Source organism: Serratia aquatilis, assembly GCF_044865145.1.
GTDB lineage: Bacteria > Pseudomonadota > Gammaproteobacteria > Enterobacterales > Enterobacteriaceae > Chania > Chania aquatilis.
Map to the genome: position 1 here is coordinate 1,027,049 of NZ_CP173186.1, position 24,635 is coordinate 1,051,683.

Sequence of the window (24,635 nt, forward strand, 5' to 3'; positions counted from 1 at the left end):
TCGCAGTTTACTGCGATGAAGGTGCACTTATCCAACATGCCTTTGAATGGCATCCTGTCTGATTGACTCACCCTTGAGGGAACACGCTTCCCTTCAGGGCAGTGGTGTTCCCTTTTTTTGGAGAACATCATGCAAACCTTTACCCAGCGTCATGCTGCATCTGTCACCCGTGGGGCTTTTCCCCTGTTTGATTTGCTTTTTCCTGAACGGAAGGAAGCACTTCGAGGTGACTGGGTAGCTAATAAAACCGGGCGTGTCAGCTACCGTGCCGAGGTCTTTCCGCTTGAGGAAGGAACCTGGGGGATGGCGATACTGTGCCGTACCGGTTGGCACTCTGGCGAATATACCTACGAATGGTGCCGTGTGGGCCTGAATGCGGGACCCAGCCGTCAACGGGTATTTCGTGAAGCCTGCCTGTTGGCTGAGCAACTGGCGACGCTTCGTTACCGTTATCACTAAACCGAACAAACAGGAGTGATTGATGACGACGTTTGTTCTGGTAGCAGACTATCGTAACGCCACAGACCGTCTGTTTACGTTGGCCAACGCACATTTTTATGCGTGTGTGACCCACAGTGAACGGCGTTCCTGGCGCAGTTGTGCGCAACGCCATCTTGCTGAACTGGAGAACCTGGGCTGCAAGCGTGCGAGTGAGCGAGACCGACGTTGTTTTACCCAGGCCTGTCAGCTTCTGCGTGAACGTATTGCCATGGTGGATCCACACGGCGAGGTGCTGTTACCGACCTCGGTAGTGGTGGATCGCTAACGCGGTACCGTCTGCATTTTACACCTTTCATGATCTTCACCTGATCGGGTTGTTCTCTGCCCGACAGGGCAGGCGTACGCCGATCTTCCTGGAGTACCCCATGCACTATGAGTCTCATGAGCAACATATCATCACCCAGGCTATCGGTTTGTTGGAACGACAACTGCAGGCCCGTACGGTGGTGCTAACGCAACCCGATGCGGTTCGCAGTTATCTGCGCCTGCAACTGGAACGGCAGGATCGCGAGGTCTTTATGGTGATGTACCTGGATAGCCAACACCGGTTGATCGCGTGTGAAACGCCCTTTACCGGTACATTGGCCTCGGTCAATGTTTATCCCAGGGAAATCGTCAAGCAGGCTTTGGCCTACAATGCCGCTGCGGTGATCCTGGCGCATAACCATCCTTCGGGAATGGCTGAGCCCAGCCAGGCGGACAGAACCGTGACGGATAGGTTGAATGCTGCGCTGGCATTAATTGATGTGTGTGTACTGGATCATATTGTGCTCGGGCATGGTGAGGCGGTTTCGTTTGCCGAGCGTGGTTGGCTCAATACGACCATTGTATAACCTGATTTAACTCAATCCTTTGCGGGACGTGTCCCCAAAGGGCAGGTCCCGCTCTTTTTTTGGAGAAGACCTGGAATGACACAAACGACAAAAGCAGAAACCCCCGTCGTCACGGCGGAGATCACAGAATGGATGACCAGTTACTACAGCCTGGCTTCTGTGCTCGTCCAACAGGGTTTTTCCCCGGACAGTGCGACTCGCCATGTGTATAGCTTTACCGAGATGTGCTACGCCTATGCCCGTCAATTCAGTCAGGACTATGGCGGAGATTTTTGGCACTGGTACACCCAATCCGATGGCGGGTTCTTTATCTGTCCGCAGACTGAGAAAACCTATCGGATCGAGGTTACCTCAAACTATTACCAGGGTGAGATGAGCGCCCAGGCGTTGGGGCTGACGGTGTCATTGTATGCTTTGTGCGTCCTGGCGGAGTCTGGCCATGACTTTTTCATCGAGAGCTACCATCGGCTACGCGGTTTTGCCCTAGCGCATCCCGAAGGCATGGCGATTGCCGGTGCCATTGATTAGTCCCATCCACGGGCGTTAACCCGCCCTGTATTTTTACCCACCCACAGGGGAGTGACTTCCCTTTGGGTGGTCAGTCCCCGTTTTTTATTTTGGTGACTGACCATGACGACGATAGATGACTTGTGCGACCTGGCGAACCTTGAAGGTGATTTGCGGGTGATTGCAGCCTACGAGAAGTTGGGTATTGGCACCCAGTCGGACGAAGACAATTTTACCGATAATATCTGGGCGGTTGGCCATCTGGCTGAAACGCTTGCCTGGGAATGTGGGGGAGATTCACCTCGCTATACACATCCTTCCTGCAAGGATTTGTTCGACGATGTTGTTGCGCTGGGCAGAACGATTTGTCCAGGTGCCTGGGACTACTTTTTCAGCGTAGGCCAGAGAGATTCTGCAGCAGCAGCGGCGGGATGGTGATGAATCGACGTCATTCGTTTATCCACTACCAGGCAGTTTCGCCTGAGGCCTGGCGCGAGTTGTGTCGTGCAACAACCCGGGTACATCATCAGGTGCGCAACACGCCGGACTTTCACTGGTTGGGAAGGCCGTTGGTCGTTTGTGACCTCAGTGGCACCCAACCGTTGAGGTATGACGACAGCCTGATTGGCATCGGCGTTATCGCCTTTAACGGTGATTTTGACGCAGGCCTGTCGGGTGACCCGTTCTGCCTGGTTCGTTCGTTCTCTGTCGAACGGCAGCAAGGTCAATGCGATACCGGCCATCATCCCTACGATTTTCTGGTGATGGCGGTCCTGTTGCTGGCCAGCCACTGTTGTCCTGGATGCTACGGCATTCACTCGACGGTGGCACGTACCGAATGGCAACAGGTGGCTGACTGGCTCAACACGCATCTTGACCTGGCGGTGATACTGCCGCCCGGGCTTTCAACAGACTAACGCTACAGTCGCTTAACGCGACGGTAGCACTGACAACCCTTGCGGGGATTTATTCCCGCAAGGGGGTCAATCCCCGTTTTTTTATGGCGAGGACTGACCATGACAACGAAACACACCAAGAAGAAGGCGGCATCACGCAGCCAGGATAAAACAGACCTGTTCCAGGTGGTGACGGACAAAATCATCGCCGCACTGGAGAAGGGGACGTCTCCCTGGCGCAAGCCGTGGAAAACCGTCGTTGGTGGCCACGCGGCCAGTATGAGCGGATTACCGGCCAATGCGGTGACGGGGCGTGCCTACAGCGGCATCAACGTGCTGTTGTTGTGGATTGATGCCGTGGACAAGGGGTTTACCTCTCACCGCTGGCTGACGTTCAAGCAGGCGCTGGATGTCGGTGGTAACGTCCGCAAGGGCGAGAAATCGACGCTGGTCACGCTGTTCAAGCCGCTCGAAAAGAAAGAGACGGACGAGCAGGGCAAGCCGCTGTTTGATGACAAGGGGAACGCCGTGGTTTCCCAGCGGAATTTCATGACCAGCTTTCATCTGTTCAACGTCGAGCAGTGTGAAAATTTACCTGACAAGTTGCTAGCGCCGGTGACCGTGGCCGGTGACGCAGAAGACACACCCGAGCAAGACGATATTGTGCGTATTCAGCGGGCCGAACAGGTGGTCGCCTGCAGCGGTGTGCCGGTGGTGCATCGGTATCAGGACCGGGCGTTTTACAGCCCTTGTGCTGACCGCATCACCATGCCGGAAGCCGTGCAGTTCTCCTGCCCGGCAGATTACTACAGCACGTTGCTGCATGAGCTGGTGCATTCCACCGGGCATCTCTCCCGGCTGGCGCGAGAAGGCATTACGTCTTCAACTCGTCGGTTTGGTGACCCGGTGTATGCGTTCGAAGAGCTTGTGGCGGAAATCGGTTCGGCATTTTTGTGCGCCGAACTGGGTATCCAGGGTGACGATCAGCATGAAAGCTATATCGCTTCCTGGCTGAAGGCACTGAAAGAAGACAAGAAGGCTATCTTCCAGGCAAGCCGTTTTGCCCGAGAAACCTTTGAGTATCTTATCTTACGTGAACAGGCCCTGGCTGCTGCCTGAACTGCTATTGGAGGAAGACACGATGGACACGACTGCAATTCGCGAATACCAAAAGATAGCGACGTTTCTCCTGGAGAAACACTTCGGGCTGACGTTGAACGACACCAACCTGCATGAGGATGCTGTGGTACAGGAACTGGTCGAGCTTAACGTGCCGGTGTTTGAAGCGATTAACCAACTGGTGGAGAAATACCACCTGGACCGGATAGACCAGAACGCCTGGTCGCCCCGGAGCCCGTTGTTGACCGCGAGCCACTTTATGGTGGCCGTCTTGGAGACCGTGCCGGAGAACGTCCAGCTTGTCCGTATCGATGAAACGGATAGCAGCCCGACCCCGCACTGACTTTTACCCAAGGTTAGCCAATAACCTGCCACTCCCCAGGGAAGCATCCTTGGGGAGATGTTCCCCTCCCTTTCAGGAAACATCCCTATGGCAAACACTAATCCGCATGTTGTGGAGTTTATTGCATTATTTAACCAGACTGTGCGTTATCATTTCTATTACAAGGCCTTTCGGGATTTTGTGCAGATGGCAGTCAATCTGCCCGTAAAAGTGAATAGCGCCCGATTTGACCCCCTTAATGTTCGTGACGTTCTATTTTATTTGATGGAATATTTTGGGTGAGGGTCAATATCCTATGTAGTTTGCGGGGATGCGGATGTTTTCTTGGACTGGTTTATATTCTGATTCCCAACTGCTGCCGGTATTTTACAGGACTCATTCCTTCTAACGACATCTTGATCCGATGTTCATTATACCAACGGATGTAAGTATCCACATTCTGCATAAATCCTTCCAGCGTGATATCTGACCAGTCACGGACGTAATACATTTCATTTTTCAACTGATCGAAGAAGCCCTCACAGGCAGCATTATCCGATGAACATCCCTTACGTGACATTGAGCGAACAAGACCGGCTGCCTGGATGCGCTCAAGCCAGCCCGGCCAACGATAATGCCCACCCTTGTTGCTATGTATGATCGGCCTGTCATCACCGGTGAGTTTATTTATAGCTTCATCGAGCATGGTATTGACCAGTTGTGCATCTGGGCGAGTTCCAATTGACCAACTCACTACTTTGCCGTCAAAGCAGTCGAGTATAGGTGAAAGATAGACTTTTCCCGCAGGAAGCTGGAACTCGGTGATATCCGTCAGCCACTTTTCGTCCGGAGAACTTGCACTAAAATCCCTGGCCAGCAGATTTTCAGGAGCAGCATCGATCTCTCCACAGTAGGAACTGTATCTGCGACGGCGGGACAGGCGGACAACAAGCTGTTCTTCCGCCATCAGCCTGCGGACCACTTTCTCTGAGATAACCTTGTTGTTCTGGCGAAGCATGGAATGGATGCGACGGTAACCATAGCAGTGGTAATTATCATTGAAAATATCTGCCATGGTTACTCGAACTTCGGCGTATTTATCGCTCAGGAGCATAGCTGACTGATGGTAAAAATAACAACTGCGGGCGAGCTTCAGAACACCAAGCAATACCGGTAGCGGATATGTTTCTCTCAGGGCATCAATAATCCGTGTCTTCTCTCTATTTGTCAGGGCCAGATTTTTGATACCCAAGTCTTTTTTTATCAGTTCGTTCACCTTTGTTAGGATGTCACGCTCCAACTGCAACTGATGCACCTGTATTTCGAACTGAGTAATTTTGTCGAGCAAAGCACCCTCTTCTTCATTGGAATGGATCACGTTACGTTTACGCATAGCTTGATAAGCTTCATCGCCGATCAGGTCATTCTTCCATTTGTACAATATCGGACGGCTTACGCCTATCTTTTGTGCAACCTCCTGAGCCGAGCCATGTCGGGTACAGAGATCACTGACAGCCTGATATTTCTCGTCAGGTCTAAAAGGGGAGCTGTTGTTTGTTCTAGTTATCACGTGACGTAAATCAGGGTACAGCTCGCGAATCCAGGCTGCGAGCGTCTCGCAGCTGGGAAATCCCAATGCTTTCACAGTAGCAGCAAGACATTGGTCATGATTCAGATAGTGCTCGACGGCCGACCTCTTCTGTTGGGGCGAGTACTTCGGCCTCGAGCGAACATAGCCAGCAGGCAAGTCATGGCATTGAACGTATTCCCGGTACCAACTTTTGAGGGAATTCTTCGTCGGGTAACCCAACTGACGAATGGTAGCAACGATGCGTTTCCCGAGTTTTATGTATAGCTTAACTGCCCGCATGCGATCTTCGTATGGGTATATGGACTATCTCCAAGTAGTCCAAGTGTTGTCCGCATCCTCGGTGTATCAGATTACAATCGCTGCTGACACGTACAATCAAGGGACCCGGCCTAGTCTTCAATCTGGTTCTGGAGAACCTCAGAGATTACTCTGTCAAGTTCCCCTTGGATGTGGGTAGGAAGCCTGCTGAATTCATAGGAAAATACCCGCCCCGATACTTTTTTGCGCGCAAAACGGTTTTTATCTGAAAAAGCCCATAAAGGAGTAATTACGGGTTTATCCTTGGGTGGTTTTTTACCTAGAATGATAGCTTCACGTTTGATTTCTAATAGAATATTTTTCTTAACCTCATCTTCAGCAAGATCGGCTCGCCCTTTCAACTGTTGTACGACTGGCTCAATATTCTTGACCAGTTCAGCAACCGACCGTTCCTGCCTGTTGAGCTGCTTTTGCGTTTCAAGCAAAATTTTAAAATCGGTAAATGACAGCTCATTCTGAACCGGGAAAAGGGCCATCAAGTCTCCCGAAACGCTGGCGGCTTGCAGTGCCCGCGTCACTCTCGCCTGTGAAAGTCTCTCTGATTTGGCTATCTCTTTTTGCGTCAGACCGGCAGATTTCATGGCCGCAAGACGCATGCCAATCTCACGTAAGCTATGTTCCCTTGAAGTCTGAATATCCTTGGCAAGTTGACGAGCTTCCGCTGGCGTCAATTCATCCTCAGTAACCAGCACATCCAATCCCACTTCACAAAAAATAGCTGAAGCACGTCGACGTGAACCGTCCAGGATTTCAATTATATCCCCACGCCTCATGCCAATTACGGGATAAAACTGCTGGAAAGACAAAGTCCGTATAATGTCTTTAAGCGACTGCTCGGTTAATGCTGCCTGGTCTCGTCCGTTGTGGTCCTCAGCCACTGAAGTTTTTGCAGCTACCTCTTCTGCAGCAATATGTTCTTTACAGAACGAAACTTTTCGACCAGATGACAGTGTAATCACTTTGTTACCTCCTGATCGCTCCTGTGCGGGTTGTGTAAATATCCTGCTAACAGTTTCTTTTGCATTTCCCATGAGGCATCTCCAATAACGCTAATAAAACCTGATAAATTACACTTTCTAAAAATACTCAATAGTGCACTGTAATGCTTAAATTATAATGACAAGTGATAGTTGACTCTGCTTAAAACGCTAATGTGTAATAGCCAGCTGATTCATTTTTCCTAGCGTTACCATTGGATTAGCATTGGGTTCCAGATTATAACCGCTCCCGGCTGTATATATTCCCACCAATGTCAGATAAATTTTTATGAAGAATTCCTGGCTGGTTCTTATATCTGCCCGCCGCATAAAATCACGCTTGAGATAGCTGATTGTCTTTACTGACAGCCCTGTTCTGGATGCTATATTTATTGGTGTTACACCGGAAAGAAGCTTTTTGAAAATAGATAATTGAGTCGAGTTTAGAGACAAGCATGTTGTATTGATGTTAACTGTTTGCGAAGAGCTGAGTACTTGAGCCAATTGAGCACGTAGAGCCGGTATGGGCAGTTTGATCGAAATAAATTTGAGCATATTAAATCCGGGAACATTGGTAAGCAATTGCTTGTACCGTTTATCTCCAATAACAATACAGGGGCGCCGCGCAGTAATCTGATATTCAAGTGAAATTAACCTTGTCAAGTCACCGTTGGTTAAAACCCATACATCAGAAACTACTGGCTTATGGCCTGGATATTTCCAGAAGATCTCATCGAGTATATGAGTAAGAAGTTGCCTGACACCAAAGGTCGAAATACTGTCCAGACCATATACATTGATCGGCATTGGTACATCTGAGCTTTGCATTTAAATCTCCTGAGATCATCAACAACCGCGTATATAGGTGTTACCGTAACAGAAAAATCTACAGGCCGTTTTTATCGCGTCCTCCAACTACGATTCATCCTGACAGACTGCTTATGGCGATTAATCTGTATAAACCCTCAACGATTTTCCCCAAACAAGGCTTAAATAGCCATTTAAGCATATTTATCTACAACAGTTATTGAACATCAAACATAATAACCCCCGCTCCTACGTGGGCCCCTGGGCTCGCACCTGTACTGCTCAATTGAGATTGCACGGTAAGAGTCGTATTACCTGTAGATGAAATGATTCCCCCATTGCCAAGCCCATTCACTGTCACCTGAGAAGTCACACCACCACCTAGATCGATCTTCTCAGGGAGGATGCGGAGCCTGACTTCAGCGGGTGCAGTGCAATTCATATAGAGTAGAGTAGAAGCTTTATGACCATTTATTTTGTCGCTAGATATCAGCCCATGCACAATATCCGCACGCCCCTCCACGTTACATGCCGTCGGTACTTGGGGAATGGTTTGGCACGTACCGCCCGAAGCAAGATAAGGGGGCCCTATTGTGACGGTGGCGGTGTACCCAGCCGCCATACATAACTGCCAAAACTTAGGTTGCCAAGCCCAAATCGAAGGACCAGACCTGCCTGAAGGACCGTAAGTTCTGATAAATGCTTCCGCAGCCTGAGACCAGGTCATGCCGGCATATACACGTATTGTTCTGCGATATTGATCGCGATCAATAGAAAAGACGTCAGTGCGCTTATCATTAAGTCCTGATAAAAAATATACAAACACTCCGTATACACACAGTTGATGTCCAGCACAGGGTATAACATTATTATTTTCTGGTAGTTCAATACTAGACCACTCAACAGTCGCTCCCGGGTTCATCGGTTTGGGTATTGCATTAGTCACAATCGGCGTCAATGCGGCAATACTCATTTTTGATAGTAAGACCAGCCCGAACACTAAAACATAAGTTAATTTATACATATGAATATATTATATCCCTAAAGTAGTCATGAAAATACGGTAAAAAGCGTCTCACCTCAAAGGGTATAAATCAGTAGCCTATGGCATTGGCATTTACTTGAGCAAAAATAAAACCCTTAAAATTAACCGATAAATAATAGAGTCAAGGAACACAACCCATCACAGCCTGATTGCAGAGAATTAGCCTCAATAATGAAGGACTCATCGGTTTTGCTTATTCATAATCGAGAGTAAAAGTTGCTATTGCCGCAAAAGTCCCTCGCTCAATAGTCTTGTTGGCAATCGCCTCAGGTTCCCCTTGTACATACGCTTTCAATACAATGGTGTTGTCACCTTCTGTAAGCTCTTGCAAGCGAATCTGTTTATTTAAAGGAAGTGCATCACTGTCCTTGGTTTCCAGACCTATTGCGACGCCTTTAGCCCCCTCCAATGCCAAAAAACCAGGTAATGACTGGTTTGCTCTACCACTAAAGGTTACCTTGAGTAAATTACCCAGGCTGATATCACAATCAATCAGGTGTAATTCAAAGGGCTGACTCTTGGTGCGGTTATACAAATAAAGATACTTGTCACCAACCGTACCAAAATCCACCACAATATTCTCGTCCGCAGGCAATAGTGCACATGGCTCCGCTACGAGTGTGCCAATATAGCGTATGTTATCCGCAGCATGTCCTGATTGGATTGTTATCGCTGGCAGAATCATCAATAGGTGAAAGAGCACCAGATACTGTCCACACCTCATTTTTGAAAGCATTTCTATCTCCTTATGGGTATTCCAGTTGCAGCCCCGCAGTGGCATAAAATGAACCGCTGCCAAGCACTGCTCCCTTTCTTTTAACTGGTACCGCAATAAATGAGAGTGAGCTATCATTGCCAACAGCATCATGTGGGATCAACCATGCTTCTCCGATAATGATACGGGTGTTCTCCGGTGCTCCTCGCCGCATTTGAATACCAAAATCTGTTATCGATGTTTTCACTGCGGCATTATCAAATGTCGTAGCATTCCCCTGATAACGCACTAATAAATCCGGGCGTGTTCCGACGCAGTTCACTTCAAGCAGAGTTTGCTGTTGATATAATGGATCCTCACCAGTCTCACTGACTTTATTCACCCCAACCTGACCAAAATCAATTTCAATCAAATTGCCGCGATTGATGTCACAAGGTGGGATGTCAATAAGATTTCCTGAATAGTGTATTCCATTGGAGTTTGTATCACCAAGCGCAGCGGGGGTGTTGAAAAATATCAGTATCACGCTGCTGCTTATCAATACCCAAAGAATAGTATAAATCCGAGTCATCACTCTTCCTCAAGGGATATCAAACTGAATAGTGGATACACCATTAAATGACCCGGTATCCAGCTTGGCTCCAGCTTTTTTTACCGGAATAGCCTGAAGCGATATATTTACTATATCGGTACCATTGGTATTGTAAAATGTACGCTGTCCTATAGGCATTGGAGTGAAATTGCCGTTACTCCCATTCAGCAGTGACAGTTCAATAGCAAAGTTCTCCACATTAGTTTGAACGGCTGCATTATTAAAAGTGCTCGGAGTCCCCAGATGCTTCAGATATACCACGGCACCAGGTCTACATTTTACGGGTAGATCTACTCGCATCGCGTACTTTATGCCATCGACCTGTGATACCTGAACATCGCCAAAATTTATTTGAGCCGACTGTTGGCTGGTAAAGATGCACTGAGGCTCATCCAACAAATATCCCCAATAAAAAACGAAGGTTGTCCCCCTTTTCCCCTGTTCCGCTTGTTCCGCCTGTACGGAGAAACAGGCTACGGCCAGGCATAGCACTAATAGTTTGTTTAGCAAACATCCTCTGTTCATCAAAACTACCTCACTGATATTCGATCTGCAAAGTAGACGTTGCAGTAAAATAGCCAGCACCCAAGATTGCCCCCTTCTTTTTGACTGGCGTGACCATAATCGTCGTTTGTAATGAGGATTGGGCACGATCGGTAATGACAAAAGCCTTTCCTACCGTGAATGGTACGCGTCCGTTAGCTGTTTCCAAGTCAACATGAATACCAAAGTCATCTACAATACCGCTGACTGCGGCCTCATCAAAAGTAGTAACCGTGCCCTTATGACGAAGGCTTAGCGGCGGTATTTCCGGCGTCTCACACTCAAAAACCAGCTTTATTTTCTTCTCATAGTTGATACCATTTATTTGTTCAATAAGTACCTCACCAAAAGGCACATCTATTGGCAAGGCATTATTAACAATACAAGGCTGATGTTCTACCAACGTACCATATAAGTTCATGTTCGCAGCCGAAATAGCAGAGGGAGAGAGTAGTAAGATGCCTATAAGCATAATTATCCGCTTGGGCTGCCAGGATATCATTATCATTTTCACTCGTAGTTCACCATTAAGGTAGCTGCAGCACTAAACTGACCGCCGCTTAGCTTCGCCCCCGGGTTCTTCACCGGCACAGCCTGCAATTTAGGTTTATCCGGATAGATAAAATAAATCCAGTCGTTAATTCGTGCTAACCCTCCGTTAGAGAGTAATGAAATGCCAAAACTCTCAATATTGGTCTGAAGTGCGCTGCCGTCAAAATATGTTGGCGTACCCTGCACCTTCATTTTCATAATCTTGTTAGTACCGCCTTGACACTCTAGCGTATAATTAATGTCTTGCTTATAGTTATTACCATCCACACGGTTTATTAAAACCTCACCAAAATCTACATCAATCACCCTATTGCCATTAATAACGCAGGACGGTGGCTCCATTACTGTCACTCTGACTGTCACATCAGTCATCGCGTATGCATTCAAGGGAATGGCGGTAATAAGAGCACCCAGAATAACTCCCCCCGCAACATGCAGTCTATTCAGGCATTCTTTCATCTCTCCCCATCCTCATATTTATAATCCAGATAAAAATTCACCGCGGCCCAGTCACTGTATGCCATAAGTGGGCCTGTGATATGCCTGGCGACTACAGGGTAATTCAATGTATTTTCCCGTGTATCGGTAACGCTGGTTACGATGAGGTTTTATTGCTCTTATTATCTGGGACAACTTTGCAATTAATACCACTGCAGTTAAAACTCAGTTGAGGCCGTCCACCATAGTCGTTAACGTAGGTCAACACAGGGGCGGTACCGACATTGCCCGTGTTTACTTTCAGCGGTGCACTTCCTTGCGGTGATACCATCACCGGCTCAAATCCTTTGACCCCCTCGACCCCTTGTTTACTGGCTGCATCAACAATAGTTACGTAGTACGCCGTCGGATTGTTAACTGTGTAGCTATCACCCTGCTTGCTCAACGTCAGCTTCTCCTGTGGCGGTGGTGCAGTATTATCAAGCGCAATCGCCGCAGGCCTGTAGAACAGTTTGATACGCGTCTGCAATGCTATCTGCAGCATATTCGGTTTGCTGCTCTTCGGTGGAATTTCACGTAGATTGAAATAGTACAGTGTCTCACGATCCTGCGGCAGCTGTTTCACCGCAGGTAATGCCTGCACTTTAACCTGGCTCGGTTTGCCCGGATCCAGACGCTGCACGGGTGGAAGTATGGTAAGTGGACTGCTTACCTTATTACCTTGTTCGTCTTCCAGCCAACTTTGCGCAAGATAAGGGAGTTGTTTATTCTGATTAGAGATACTAAGACTGACAGACTTCTGGCTGCCGTCAAAAATTACTCGAGTGCGGTCCAATGAGATGGCAGCTTGAGACGAAACAGAAACCAGTACGCCAACCAGCGCTAAACTGGTAACCATAGCCTTCACGGGTTTACTACGCATAGTTTTCAATACTCCATATTTATTTGACGTTACTCTTTGATTTACCCACTGCGTCGCCATCAGATCAGTTCCCATAACTTTTGGTGTCAGGCTGTATTTCATTTTTCGAGCTCAGTTCGTGGCATGGAAGCAGTAGCGTATTCATTAGCAAATCTTCCGGCAGTAACTGCGGTAATAACACCTCACACTGCGCCTGACCGTTCCAATGCACTGTCATACGAGCACCAGCGTTAATTCCGCTCAGGTAGACACTGCCACTATCATTGATAATACCAACCTCCTGTTCTCGACTATTAATCACTGTTGCACCGAACGGCGGTTCGCCCCCATCCGCCAGCTTGATAATTGCCATCGCCTTATCACCAGAAATGATGTCAAACTTGCGGTAACCAATGGCTCCCTCAGTAAGGGTGGCTTGCACAACAGAATTTGTGGCCTCCGCCTTATCACCGAGCTCATTGAGATTGATGCTGGCTCTATTTCGGTAATAATTGTTTACGTCAACTACCACGGCTTTTCCCCATCTGTTGCTACGGGTACTGCTACCGTAACCTCGTACCGGTATATTCGCTACGCCGCCCGTATCTAGCAGCAGTCGGGTGCCACCGCCAAAACTCGAGCGATGCAGAGCGCCGCCCTCGGCAGTCAAGGTCATTCCCCCCTGGGTTGATACCCCGAAAGCACGGTAACTGTTGGCTCCGTAACTGGCATTGGTACTCACCGTCGCAATGTCCCCATAGTGGGTATAGTTGCCACTCATGTTGAGCCCGCTCCGCGAGTTACCCGCGTTGATCTGGTAATTACTACGATCATCAATACGGTTGTAGTATCCAACACTGTTAGTATTGTCATTCCGATTTAGCGTGCTGTTGTAGCTCAGGGTTCCGCTATTGCCCCACGGCATTGATAGAGACAGATACATACCGTCATCGGTACGTGCGCCATCACTACTGCTAAAGGCGGTCAGCGACAGATTAAGATTTCTGAAACGCCCAAGATCGAAATAGCGCGATAATGACAGTTGATAGCGATCGTTGGCTGAACGATCCCAGTAAGACTGGTGATCGTAGTTCAGATAGGCGCTAAGCCCTGAGTCACGAAAGTGCTTGTTAAAAGAGATCGTATACATCTCTTTGCTTTTTCCTCTTCGGCTAGCATCAAAACTCATATCCAGGTACTCACTCATGCTCATAAAGTCTTCTTGAGAGAAACGGTAACCTGCAAAGGCAATTTGGCTATCGTATTCTTCAAAAGACTTGGAATAGCTTAGTTTGTAAGAACTGCCGCTTAGAGTACGATTCTCAATGGGCATCTGTGCCCAAGATTGGGTAACGTCGAACGACAATGCACCCAGCCACAACAGATCACGACCTAATCCCAGAGACATCGCGTTGTAATCGCTACCACCCAGGGCTCCGCCATACAAAGACCAACCATTGTTAATACCCCAAGAGAACTCCCCAATACCAAAAAGTGAGCCTTGAGTGCGATGCTCAAGATCGGAGGGCCTGCCAGCAGCCAGCTTATAGCGCACCATGCCAGGACGCGTCAGATAGGGAATATTCGCAGTGTTCATAGTGAATTCCTGCACGCTGCCATCCTGCTCTTCTACGCGCACGTTCAATTGCCCGGATACCGCATCGTTAATATCTTGAATGCGGAATGGACCTGTGGCTACTTGAGTCTGGTACAGCACTCGTCCTTGTTGGCTGATGATCACTTTGGCATTGGTTCTTGCGACACCGACCACTTCCGGCGCGTAACCACGGAGGTTAGGCGGCAACATGTTATCGTCAGAGCGTAGCGACGCTCCGGTGAAACGGAAGCTGTCGAAAACACCCGAACTCAGATAATCTTCACCCAGCGTTAACTTTGCACCCAACTTAGGTAATGCCCGATAGGCATAATAGCGGCTCCATTCTAACTTTCGCCCAGCACGGCCTCCTGAACCCATAATACTCTGCCAGTCAGCACGTAGGCGCCAAGACTGGAGATTGGTTCCGGTAGTACCGTTACCACTCAGCGTGTGGCTGTTTTGCCCACTGCTGACATTCTTCTGTGTCTGAGCATAAAGGTTGTAATCTAAAAGCAGCCCGAAGATCCCATCATCCCATCGTGAAGGCGGTTCCCAATTATCTGCGGTGTATTCCAGGTATGCCTGCGGAATACTCAGGTATAATGAAGAAGAAGCAAGGTCACCACGTGCCTCAATGCCTTTCAGAGTACGAATGTCCAAACATTTCCCATCTCGCAGCCATGATAATGATGGCATCAGGCTTTCTTTCAGCCCCAATAGTTTGACCAACTCTGGTGATAAACAAACCTGACTTTCTTGAGGATTAAACTCTGGAGAATAAAACTCTATTGGCATCTCGGGAAGGTCTGATTGATTAACGTGCACCACCATGCCGTATGTGCCGGGCATAATATAATTGCTGCGAGAGAATCTTCCCAGGTCTATATTTTCTCTGTCATTCACATCAAGAACGTCGGTGTTAAACTGAAACTCTTCTGTTGTGGCACATACCGCAACTGACTGAGAGAAAAACAGTACAATACACACTCCCAACAGTTGAAATCGATATGCCCCCCCCTTAAACGCCAACATCAATAAATCCTTTTCTAGAGCTAACCCAATATAGAGCTTTATTTAGTTAATTAAAAATAATCGAGTTTAAAACGCACCGAAGTAAAATAGGTGCCCGCTCTCAAGGGTTGTTCGTTAGCCACCAAGGTGATGAAATAATTCAGCCGCATTTCTTCAGAAAGAATATCTTCCTGCGGCAAAGGCAGCCCAGGCTCTGCCACATGACCTGCGGCATTCGAAATTTTTAGCGCCACACCTACGGCCTCACCCTGCAGTTCAAAAAGTAAACCCTTAGCTTGGCCGTCAAATGTCACCTGGAACTTTCTCCAGTCGGATAAAGTTGGATTGGGGCGTGTCAGTACGCAATTTTCAAGTTTAATACTAAAAGGTTTTTTTACTCCCTGTTTATCGCGACTGATTTTTAATATCGGTAATATGCCTAGATCAATAATTTGCTCACGACTTTCGGTAGAAATAGTGCAAGCGGCATCAACAATAGCACCTTGCATCTTAACCCTTCCGTATCCATGAGGCGATGCCTTTCCTATTGTCCATGGTAGCAGTGCAATCAAGGCTAACAGGTAAGACCCTAGTGTTATATTCTTCATATCAGTAAAAGCCTTTATGCGGTGCTGTGTTTTAAAACGCGTACAGACAATTACTGTCTGTACGCGGTATTACATCAGTACACGCCGTGGCGTTAATTAATTACTGATAGGCTAACTGGAAGTTGGCTACTGCAGTGAAGTCACCTGGAACAACAGGTACGTCAACATCATTTGAGCTCAGGCCCTGAAGGAAACCAGCAAATTTCAGCTCGTTATCACCGTTACCAGCCAGTTCAACTGCAGAGGTAGGCTTACCCATCACCACATCTTCGCCTTGGTAGGTCTGGATGCCAACACCAGCACCAGCAGCGGAACCGCTAATGTTCAGCAGCTTGCTGTTAGTACCTGCAACTACTGCACCATTAAAAGTCGTTGTAACCTTGTTTTTAGCAGCAGGGGTACCGAAATCACAGTTCTCCAGTTTGATAGTGAACTGGCGCAACTCAGATTTGCCGCTTTTAGCCAAATCACGGTTTGAAATCTGCCCCAAATCGACCGTCTGATCGATAGAATCAGGATGAACGTTACATGGCGAGTCAATGATAGAGCCTTTGAAGTTCACCTTGCCGTGGCCTTGATCCGCTGCATAAGAAAATGAAGACACACCCATCGCCATCACGGTGGCAATCATAATTTTATTCAGTTTCATGTAAAAAATTCCTTTAGTTTTCACAAAAATTTCCATTGGATTACATAAATAAATACTCGATTCACTATGTATACTTCACAGCCAAAAACACACTAAAACCCCTATTTATTAATAAGGAATTAAGGTATTCAAGTTAAATAAAAGGCAAGCATGAAGGGGATGAATTAACACCTTCAATACTCGATTAATAGTTAACTTTTTAACAACCTTGGCCGTGCTCATATTTTTACAATAATGGACATGACATTAAAAGTGTTTATTAAGAAATATAAAAATAAAAATACATATCACCAAATATCATTAGCATTAATGAAACAAAAAGAATTAAATTACGGAATGATATTAAAGATCGAAATATATCCCTATTTTAAAATAATCAAACGATATTATAAGCCATTATTTGACATTCCAAGATAATTAAACAAAAAACAAATTCGGTGACATTAAAAGTTACTTTCAGAGGTATTTTATGTATGGGTTTGTTTTTTATCAGTGATATTCCATGAAAAAGGAGGACAGTCATAACTTAATTTACCCCATTTGGCATTAATTAAGGATTAAGGCACTTACGTAATTATTAACTTCAGCCTTTCATATTCTTTCTTGAATAAACCCCGTCTTTATCTGAACGACAGGCTAAAACTGGCTGCATGCATTAATTACCGATAAATAGCTGTTGCGTAAGCTCAAGTCATCATTCTGGTATTATTTCCCTTTTATAAGCGCGACCATTCAAGCCCCTCCCATGCAACTTTAAATATGGCAAGTATACCTTTTGCAATCGAATATCATGTCCAGGTATGACGCTGAAAATGCTAACGTTAACAAATTATCCATGAAGCAATAAGCCTTCTGTCTCAGATGGCGTTTCTCAGCACTGTAATAGATGATAATCTCTGACTGATTTACATCCTCAATACCATTGCCACTCGTAACTTGCCTGGGCTATGTTCCTTAATTATCCATAGTGCCATCACTGGTCCACAGGGCTGTCTTTTGAGTACATTAATGCTTTTTCTCGGCGTATTTGGTCCATAAAACCTCACAACTCCCTCACCTTCACTCAACTGACCGCCAGCAGCGCTTGCATTGTAATTAAGGGGCTTTGTATTCCTAATTGTGCTAAATCTTGCGTCAAACCTTGCTGCGTATGGAATTACTCATTATCGGCAAAGAATCCCACTACCACAGGGCTCGCCTATTACCACGATGATTGGGTTGAAACCACTCAAAATCGTCAACTGGAGCGGTATTCGGAACCGCTATTTAGTAGGATTGAACACTTCTGGATTTGAAGGGAAGCGAGTATGGATCCAGTTTACTTTTGGTAGTTCCAAATACAAACCATGATGAAATCCGCCAGGTGAGTTCTTATCATCGCTGTGGGCCGTCATGCCCTTTGGTTCACACAAGCGGTGCGTTCCCGAATGAGGATCTCGCGCTCGGCAGTTTTCACCGCCACAAAGCGCATACTGGGACGGATAATCGTTTCACAGATAACTTCAGCACTAGTTACATCGGTTTTATTGCTTTTGACATACAGCTTGACGTATTGCGACAGTGTCAGCTTGACCGGATGGGTGAATCGAGCCAATGATCGGAGACACGGGCCTCCATCCTGATAAAGCAGAGCTTCAGTTATATAAGGGAATGCACGAATTTATTGCGAGTCAGTTTTTACTCCAGGAGAGTATTGCCGTTGTGAAGAATGCCATGAAGTCGGAAATCGTTTTTCCAAGTCGATACAGAGGAGGGTAGAGATTTTCATTTGGATGCATTGCTACGGTGGTCACATGTAATTAGGGGTATCACCTAGAATCATAATGAACTGATGTACTGGAGGAATCTAACGATGTGCCTGGAGATTTCACGGTTAAATTTTTATAAAAAATCATTTAAATTCAATATGATATAGCAAATTAATCGTAGGGGAAATTAGGGTTTTAGCGGCTGTCGTCCAGAAGTGAGGTGAAATGTGAAGCCGTTACAGCGACATATGGGTGAGGACATGGTGTTGTTGGTCCTACGAGACAGTGTGTGTCAAACAGCGAGAGCAACGGACCCAAAACGTTGGTCGCAGCAGACGCGAAACTAACAATGGCAGAAATTAAATCCACAGCAGGAAAAACAGACCACATAAATCAACCTGGGGTGACAACTTCATTGACACTTACCGACTGCCGCACAGATAGCTTAGAAAATGTGCACACTACATGCCTGCATTGGGGGCCGAATTGTAGTGTCTGATCGCCAATCATACAGCATGGGAATACCGTTCGTGAGGCAGAAAGAAGGATTTTTTCAATATTTCTGCCGAGGCGATATACTGTGTGGATGCATAAAAATTACTTTTTCAGATAAAGAGTTATTGGTTGCACTCAGGATCAAGACAGATAAGGTTGCGGAATTGTTCACCTGATAAGAGCTCCCGCTATGCTACGTCTGAAACTGAGGTCTCTTTTCCGTCCCGTCGTTTCTTCGCCTGTTTATTCTACACCCACTGTCCCTTCGGGGTATTCGTTGCCGCTATCAGCAAGCACTCTGCTGTCAGATGCTAGACGCCAGCAATGGCTGCAAATGCTGTGGGACTACTCCTCGCTACCAAAGGACCTGTACCAACAGTATTACCTGCAGCCGCTTGAGCGTTGCGTCAGCCTGATGCAGCAGTTTCCGGCCACCGAGAACGGCCATCATGCTTACCTCGGCGGCATGGTGGATCACCTATTGGAAACAGTGGCCTATGGCGCCCGCCTATCAAAAAACTATTTGCTCCCGGTGGGTGCACCACCGGAAGAACAGGCATCGCAGGGGGCCGCCTGGAACGCGGTGATTGTCTATGCCGCGATGCTGCAGGCACTTGATGGGCTGTGCCATATTGAGGTTGAACTGGAAAGCGGACGGCGTTGGCTACCGCTTGATACCATGCCAGAAGAGCCGTACCGTTTTCGTTTCAGCCCGATTACAGATGCGCAGCAGGTGCAAAGCCTGAGTGCGATGCGGGCCTGGAAGATTATCCCGGATAAAGCATTACTTTGGCTGAGTGCTTGGCCAGAAGTGCTGAAAACCTTGTCGCTGTATTTGACGGGGTTTCGTCACGAGTCAGGGATCATCAATACCATCGTTGACGAAGCCATTCGTACCTCGGTGGGAAAAACGACACCTACGGTTCTTACTGCCCCCCAGGTAACAACCGGCCAAGAGACAACGTTGCCGAAGGTGACCACTCATCCCGAATGTTTACCGCTACAAGCTCCCTCTATTCAGCCTGTAGAGCATTTAACGGCGGTCAACCTGGACTCTTCACTGGATAGCGCTGTGAGTGATAACACTCCCTGCGATGCGGGTACTGAACCTTTGGTTCAACGTGAGGATGCTACGGGGGACTTGCTGGCGGTCATGGGGCTTTCTGCCGTGAGTGATCCCGGTAGGGAAGGTGGGTCTGTGGAAACAAAAGCGGAACAGGGTATTTATTCTGTACCACAGGATATTGGCGAACGATTTTGGCACTGGTTAAGTGAGGGATGTATTACAGACACTTTTTCGGTCAATACTGCCAACTCTCGGATACATATTTTTTCAGGTTATGTCTTTATTCGTGCACCCAATATATTTCATCAGTTTTTGTTAGAAAACCAAGAATACTCCGAAGATAAAACTGGCTTACAAAATGCGTTTGAACGATTAGGGAGGCATAGGCAGGATAAAGGCGTGATGTATACCTGTCATATTTACCAAAATAAGACTAGAGAGGGGCGGTTTCAGAAAATGGCGGGGTACCTTATTGCTGCCAAAAAATTGTATAAAGACCATGACATTCCAGCGGATAACCCATTCTTGGTAATTAAATCTTAGTGCTTATAGGGAGTTATGGCATGCCCGATGTGACGTTTGAACAATTAATGGAGCAGTATTTTTTTAATCATTCTATTCGGCCAGCAACGGAATGGAGTTACCAAAAAGTTGTTCTAACTTTTAAGAAATATACGCAAGAATTACCTGCTGATGTGAGTAATGAGTTGGTTTTGGAATGGAGAAGATTTGTTCTTAAAGAATTGAAACTGGAAGCGTGTACATGGAACAATAAAGTGACCCATATGCGAGCGCTATTTAATTTTGGTATGAAAAAAGGATTGTTACCCCATAAAGAAAATCCTTTTAACAAAGCGGTCGTTCGGGTAGGGAAAAAGAAGAAAAAAACGCTGTCAAAGGCACAGGTAAAAACGGTTTATCGCTTGATGGAGCAACACCCGGAACTGGAACGCCGCTTTTCGCAATCCTACTCCATAAGCTCGCGGGCTAATGCTTGCTATCCTGCCTGGTTCTGGTTGGCCGTATTGGACACATTGAGCTCTACCGGGATGCGCCAAAACCAGCTCCTTCATGTACGGCTGCGTGATGTCAATCTTGAAGAACGCTGGATTGATGTGATTTCCGAGGGGTCAAAGAACCACCGCGAGTTCAGGGTGCCAATTACTTCTGCCTTACATCCGCGATTAGCGGAGATACTGGAGCGTTCATTGGCAGCAGGGGCAGAGTTAGACGAGCAGCTATTCAATGTGAACCGTTTTGATCTGAAAAGAATAGCCCAGTCAGCACCTGGGGAGCATGACTCAGAGATGGGTATCTACCCTATACGGGCATTCTTTCGGCGAGTCTCCAGGGAGTGCCGGTTTGTCGTCAGCCCCCATCGCTTTAGGCATACGGTGGCCACCAACCTGATGAAGTTCCCGGATCGTAATATCCAGGCGGTCAAGCGTCTGCTGGGGCATTCCAGTTTACGGTCTACGCTAGAGTACATTGATGAGGACATTGATTCTCTGAGATAGCTTCTGGAGCGGGAACTGATGAGATGAGTTGCCGTGGTATGCCGAGAAAGGGTATCTCCTTGACACAATTTGACATTTGCCTACGAAGTCTGTAAAAATCAGACGCGAAAAAACCCGCATGGTGTAACATGCGGGCCTTTCAAGAGCCTTTTCACAGTAACCGGGTCGTGATATCACAGTGTGACATCATTTAACCAAACCCTAGGTTTTTACGTGTTTGAGCTCACTTTAGAACCTGTCACTTTTTCATCCTGAGAAATTGACAAGCGCTTCTGAATTTGATGGTGCCCGGACTCGGAATCGAACCAAGGACACGGGGATTTTCAATCCCCTGCTCTACCGACTGAGCTATCCGGGCAACGGGGCGCATTAAACCGTATTTGCACTTATTTCGTCAATCGGTTTATATCATAAATCCGATCGGTTGCTCTATTTTCAGGCAAGGTGCCACTTTTTTATCCCAGTTTGCGTTTACAACAATCGCTGAATGCGCGAAATAGCGCATCCCTCTAAGGCGTATTTCTGCACAGATGCCCGGCATTGAATGCCCCCCCGTGAAGCAGCGCTTTGGCGCTAAAAGTAGATCCTCAGCTACGTAGAAATCTGCTCAATGTTTTCAATACGGTTAACGATGATTTCTTCCATTGTGCCTTGATGGAGTATCTGCGATTGAACCCCTAAAAAAAACGTGCAATGATTGCGCGAATTCGCAATACGATGGTTCTCAACATCTTAGTCAGAGGATACAGGCATGACAGTTTTTGTTACTCGAGCGCTGCTGCAAGCCAGACTTCTAATGAGACCATCACTCTGCCATTGTGCTCCGCAAATACTATCCATGTAATTATCGTCACCATCAACAGTGTAACTTCAAGTAGGAAAAGGACATGCGGTAAAGCAACCTGACGCCCGCTGTTAGGCATTATTAAAAATTGAGCTACGGTTCTGATTTTACTGATGTCTATCGGACGCTGCCGATCCCAGTCCCGATGTTGTCTGATGCCCACAGGTATCAGACAGTCATGGTTTTGCCTTGGCTCATCACATTGCCGGGATAATCTTGGTTATCTCATCTTGTGCCTTTGTGGCATACCCTCATCCTTGACCGTTTGAGAGTCAGCATTATGAAAGAATTGAAAATAGCAACAAGCGCCAGCCTGGTGGCCAGCATCGAAACTTTGCGCCAGGTTGTACGTGTAGAACAGACTGACTACACCGATGTGGCCGCAGTTGTGGTTTCCGTTAGCGATGTGAATACCGGTATTTTGGAAGCGCTTAAAGCGACTGGTTTTGATATCCCGACGTTTGTTGCTGTTGAAGGGGATGAGCATCTTTCTCCAGATTACCTGCCGTTCATTACCGGTGTATTTGCACTCACGGCTGCAACCAAGGCGTTTTACATGGCGCAGTTGGAAGCGGCAGCCGATGCTTACGAGCAGGCGTTGCTACCGCCATTTTTCAAAACGCTGAAAACCTATGTGGAAATGGATAATTCGACCTTTGCCTGTCCTGGTCATCAGGGCGGTGAGTTTTTTCGTAAGCACCCGGCGGGGCGCAAGTTTTTTGAGTTTTATGGTGAGACGATTTTCCGCTCGGATATGTGTAATGCAGATGTGAAGCTCGGCGATCTGCTGATCCACGAAGGTTCGGCAAAGGATGCGCAGAAACACGCGGCGAAAGTATTCAATGCCGATAAAACGTACTTTGTTCTGAACGGCACCTCAGCGGCGAATAAAGTGGTCACCAATGCGCTGCTGACGCGCGGCGATCTGGTGCTGTTCGACCGCAATAACCATAAATCCAATCATCACGGTGCGTTGATTCAGGCCGGAGCGACGCCTGTGTATCTGGAAACGTCCCGCAACCCGTTTGGTTTTATCGGCGGTATCGATTCCCGTTGTTTTGATGAACACTATTTACGTGAGCAAATTCGCGGTATCTCCCCGGAAAAAGCCAATTCGGCTCGGCCTTTCCGCCTGGCGATTATCCAGCTCGGTACTTATGACGGTACAATTTATAACGCGCGCCAAGTGATCGATACCATTGGTCATCTGTGTGATTACATTCTGTTTGATTCTGCCTGGGTGGGTTACGAAGGTTTTATCCCGATGCTGAAAGAGTGTTCGCCGCTATTGCTGGAGTTGGACGAACACGATCCGGGTATTTTCGTTACTCAATCGGTACACAAGCAACAGGCCGGGTTCTCGCAGACTTCGCAAATTCATAAGAAAGACGATCATATCAAAGGCCAGAAACGTCACTGTAACCACAAGCATCTCAACAATGCCTTTATGTTGCATGCTTCCACCAGCCCGTTCTATCCGCTGTTTGCTGCACTTGACGTCAATGCCAAGATGCATGCAGGTGCCGCTGGGCGCCGTATGTGGATGGAGTGCGTCAAACTGGGAATAGAAACGCGTAAGCAACTATTGGCGCGCTGCTCGCTGCTGTTGCCTTTTATTCCGCCGCAGGTGGCAGGCCAGAATTGGCAGGATTACGATACCGACGTTATTGCCAACGACGCGCGGTTCTTTAATTTTGTGCCGGGCGAAAAGTGGCACGGCTTTGAGGGGTATGCGCAGGATCAGTATCTGGTTGATCCCTGCAAGCTGTTGCTGACCACGCCGGGTATTGATGCTACCACCGGTCAATATACCGATTTTGGTATTCCAGCAGCCATCCTGGCTGACTTCCTGCGTGAAAACGGTATCGTACCAGAGAAGTGCGATCTCAACTCGATCCTGTTTCTGCTGACCCCGGCGGAAAACCCGGCGAAGATGGAAAATCTGGTGGATATGTTAGTGCAATTTGAGCGCTACATTGAGGCGGATGCGCCGCTCAGCCAAGTGTTACCGACGGTATATCGTAAAAACGAGCAGCGCTACCGGGGCTATACCATCCGTCAGCTCTGCCAGGAGATGCACAACCTGTATGTCAGCTTTGATGTGAAGCAACTGCAGAAGGAGATGTTCCGTCAGGCGCATTTCCCAGCAGTAGTTATGAACCCACAAGATGCCAACGTGGAGTTTATCCGTGATAACGTCGAACTGGTGCCAATCAGCCAGGCGGCAGGGCGCATTGCAGCAGAGGGTGCCTTACCCTATCCGCCAGGCGTACTTTGTGTGGTTCCCGGTGAAGTCTGGGGTGGTCCGGTACAGCGCTACTTTTTGGCGTTGGAAGAGGGGATTAACCGTTTACCCGGGTTCTCGCCGGAGTTGCAGGGCGTGTATATCGAGAAGAAAGATTACGGTTGGAAACGGATTTTTGGCTATATGATCAAGCCATAA

25 protein-coding genes and 1 tRNA gene are annotated in these 24,635 nt (G+C 47.5%); 12 read left to right on the forward strand and 14 right to left on the reverse strand.

Annotated features, from left to right (window positions below; translation table 11 throughout):
* Positions 1 to 129: 129 nt before the first annotated feature.
* The 9 genes from SAQUA_RS04650 (at position 130) to SAQUA_RS04690 (ending at position 4,481) form a co-directional block, all read left to right on the forward strand.
* Positions 130 to 459 (forward strand): hypothetical protein, encoded by a 330-nt coding sequence (locus tag SAQUA_RS04650; protein WP_380674180.1) that lies wholly within the window; start codon positions 130 to 132, stop codon positions 457 to 459.
* Positions 460 to 481: 22 nt separating this feature from the next.
* Positions 482 to 766 (forward strand): hypothetical protein, encoded by a 285-nt coding sequence (locus tag SAQUA_RS04655; RefSeq protein WP_380674179.1) that lies wholly within the window; start codon positions 482 to 484, stop codon positions 764 to 766.
* 100 nt (positions 767 to 866) lie between these two features.
* Positions 867 to 1,334 (forward strand): DNA repair protein RadC, encoded by a 468-nt coding sequence (gene radC, locus SAQUA_RS04660; RefSeq protein ID WP_380674178.1) that lies wholly within the window; start codon positions 867 to 869, stop codon positions 1,332 to 1,334.
* Between the two features lie 75 nt (positions 1,335 to 1,409).
* Complete coding sequence (locus SAQUA_RS04665; protein WP_380674177.1) at positions 1,410 to 1,862, forward strand: antirestriction protein; 453 nt, start codon at positions 1,410 to 1,412, stop codon at positions 1,860 to 1,862.
* 102 nt (positions 1,863 to 1,964) lie between these two features.
* Positions 1,965 to 2,279, forward strand: a complete 315-nt coding sequence (locus SAQUA_RS04670) for a hypothetical protein (protein ID WP_380674176.1) — start codon at positions 1,965 to 1,967, stop codon at positions 2,277 to 2,279.
* Entirely contained in the window at positions 2,279 to 2,758 is a 480-nt protein-coding gene (locus SAQUA_RS04675) for a hypothetical protein (RefSeq protein WP_380674175.1), read from the forward strand. Before SAQUA_RS04670 ends, SAQUA_RS04675 begins: the two co-directional genes overlap by 1 nt.
* A 99-nt stretch (positions 2,759 to 2,857) precedes the next feature.
* Positions 2,858 to 3,856 carry an ArdC family protein gene (locus tag SAQUA_RS04680; RefSeq protein WP_380674174.1) on the forward strand — a complete coding sequence of 333 codons (999 nt, stop codon included), beginning with the start codon at positions 2,858 to 2,860 and terminating at the stop codon, positions 3,854 to 3,856.
* A gap of 22 nt (positions 3,857 to 3,878) precedes the next feature.
* Positions 3,879 to 4,199: a TA system toxin CbtA family protein gene (locus SAQUA_RS04685; RefSeq protein WP_380674173.1), complete on the forward strand. Its 321-nt coding sequence runs from the start codon at positions 3,879 to 3,881 to the stop codon at positions 4,197 to 4,199.
* A gap of 87 nt (positions 4,200 to 4,286) precedes the next feature.
* A complete protein-coding gene (locus SAQUA_RS04690) occupies positions 4,287 to 4,481 on the forward strand; it encodes a hypothetical protein (protein ID WP_380674172.1) in 195 nt (64 codons plus the stop codon).
* A gap of 52 nt (positions 4,482 to 4,533) precedes the next feature.
* On the opposite strand, the gene SAQUA_RS04695 is transcribed toward SAQUA_RS04690, so the two are convergent.
* The 13 genes from SAQUA_RS04695 to SAQUA_RS04755 form a co-directional block, all read right to left on the reverse strand.
* Entirely contained in the window at positions 4,534 to 6,069 is a 1,536-nt protein-coding gene (locus SAQUA_RS04695) for an IS3 family transposase (protein ID WP_380674204.1), read from the reverse strand.
* 89 nt (positions 6,070 to 6,158) lie between these two features.
* Positions 6,159 to 7,118: a ParB family protein gene (locus tag SAQUA_RS04700; RefSeq protein WP_380674171.1), complete on the reverse strand. Its 960-nt coding sequence runs from the start codon at positions 7,116 to 7,118 to the stop codon at positions 6,159 to 6,161.
* Between the two features lie 117 nt (positions 7,119 to 7,235).
* A complete protein-coding gene (locus SAQUA_RS04705) occupies positions 7,236 to 7,892 on the reverse strand; it encodes a hypothetical protein (protein ID WP_380674170.1) in 657 nt (218 codons plus the stop codon).
* A gap of 196 nt (positions 7,893 to 8,088) precedes the next feature.
* The gene (locus tag SAQUA_RS04710) at positions 8,089 to 8,895 is read right to left on the reverse strand and encodes a hypothetical protein (protein WP_380674169.1); all 807 of its coding nucleotides are present in this window, start codon (positions 8,893 to 8,895) and stop codon (positions 8,089 to 8,091) included.
* Between the two features lie 214 nt (positions 8,896 to 9,109).
* Positions 9,110 to 9,652 carry a fimbrial protein gene (locus SAQUA_RS04715; RefSeq protein WP_380674168.1) on the reverse strand — a complete coding sequence of 181 codons (543 nt, stop codon included), beginning with the start codon at positions 9,650 to 9,652 and terminating at the stop codon, positions 9,110 to 9,112.
* Positions 9,653 to 9,662: 10 nt separating this feature from the next.
* On the reverse strand, positions 9,663 to 10,202 hold the full coding sequence (locus SAQUA_RS04720; RefSeq protein WP_380674167.1) for a fimbrial protein: 540 nt from the start codon (positions 10,200 to 10,202) through the stop codon (positions 9,663 to 9,665).
* A 9-nt stretch (positions 10,203 to 10,211) separates the two neighbouring features.
* Positions 10,212 to 10,748, reverse strand: a complete 537-nt coding sequence (locus tag SAQUA_RS04725; protein WP_380674166.1) for a fimbrial protein — start codon at positions 10,746 to 10,748, stop codon at positions 10,212 to 10,214.
* Between the two features lie 10 nt (positions 10,749 to 10,758).
* The gene (locus SAQUA_RS04730; RefSeq protein WP_380674203.1) at positions 10,759 to 11,274 is read right to left on the reverse strand and encodes a fimbrial protein; all 516 of its coding nucleotides are present in this window, start codon (positions 11,272 to 11,274) and stop codon (positions 10,759 to 10,761) included.
* Between the two features lie 2 nt (positions 11,275 to 11,276).
* On the reverse strand, positions 11,277 to 11,777 hold the full coding sequence (locus tag SAQUA_RS04735) for a fimbrial protein (protein ID WP_380674165.1): 501 nt from the start codon (positions 11,775 to 11,777) through the stop codon (positions 11,277 to 11,279).
* A gap of 136 nt (positions 11,778 to 11,913) precedes the next feature.
* Positions 11,914 to 12,654, reverse strand: a complete 741-nt coding sequence (locus SAQUA_RS04740; RefSeq protein WP_380674202.1) for a fimbria/pilus periplasmic chaperone — start codon at positions 12,652 to 12,654, stop codon at positions 11,914 to 11,916.
* Positions 12,655 to 12,742: 88 nt separating this feature from the next.
* A complete protein-coding gene (locus tag SAQUA_RS04745) occupies positions 12,743 to 15,286 on the reverse strand; it encodes an outer membrane usher protein (protein ID WP_380674164.1) in 2,544 nt (847 codons plus the stop codon).
* 50 nt (positions 15,287 to 15,336) lie between these two features.
* Positions 15,337 to 15,774: a fimbrial protein gene (locus SAQUA_RS04750; protein WP_380674163.1), complete on the reverse strand. Its 438-nt coding sequence runs from the start codon at positions 15,772 to 15,774 to the stop codon at positions 15,337 to 15,339.
* Between the two features lie 199 nt (positions 15,775 to 15,973).
* Entirely contained in the window at positions 15,974 to 16,522 is a 549-nt protein-coding gene (locus tag SAQUA_RS04755) for a fimbrial protein (RefSeq protein ID WP_380674201.1), read from the reverse strand.
* 2,433 nt (positions 16,523 to 18,955) lie between these two features.
* Between SAQUA_RS04755 and SAQUA_RS04760 the strand changes: the two genes are divergently transcribed.
* Together SAQUA_RS04760 and SAQUA_RS04765 are read left to right on the forward strand one after the other, a co-directional pair.
* Positions 18,956 to 20,374 carry a TraI domain-containing protein gene (locus SAQUA_RS04760; protein ID WP_380674162.1) on the forward strand — a complete coding sequence of 473 codons (1,419 nt, stop codon included), beginning with the start codon at positions 18,956 to 18,958 and terminating at the stop codon, positions 20,372 to 20,374.
* A 20-nt stretch (positions 20,375 to 20,394) separates the two neighbouring features.
* Positions 20,395 to 21,348 carry a tyrosine-type recombinase/integrase gene (locus SAQUA_RS04765; RefSeq protein WP_380674161.1) on the forward strand — a complete coding sequence of 318 codons (954 nt, stop codon included), beginning with the start codon at positions 20,395 to 20,397 and terminating at the stop codon, positions 21,346 to 21,348.
* A 282-nt stretch (positions 21,349 to 21,630) separates the two neighbouring features.
* Here the strand turns inward: SAQUA_RS04765 and SAQUA_RS04770 are convergent.
* Positions 21,631 to 21,706, reverse strand: a tRNA-Phe gene (locus tag SAQUA_RS04770).
* A 766-nt stretch (positions 21,707 to 22,472) separates the two neighbouring features.
* Between SAQUA_RS04770 and speF the strand changes: the two genes are divergently transcribed.
* A complete protein-coding gene (gene speF, locus SAQUA_RS04775) occupies positions 22,473 to 24,635 on the forward strand; it encodes an ornithine decarboxylase SpeF (RefSeq protein WP_380674160.1) in 2,163 nt (720 codons plus the stop codon).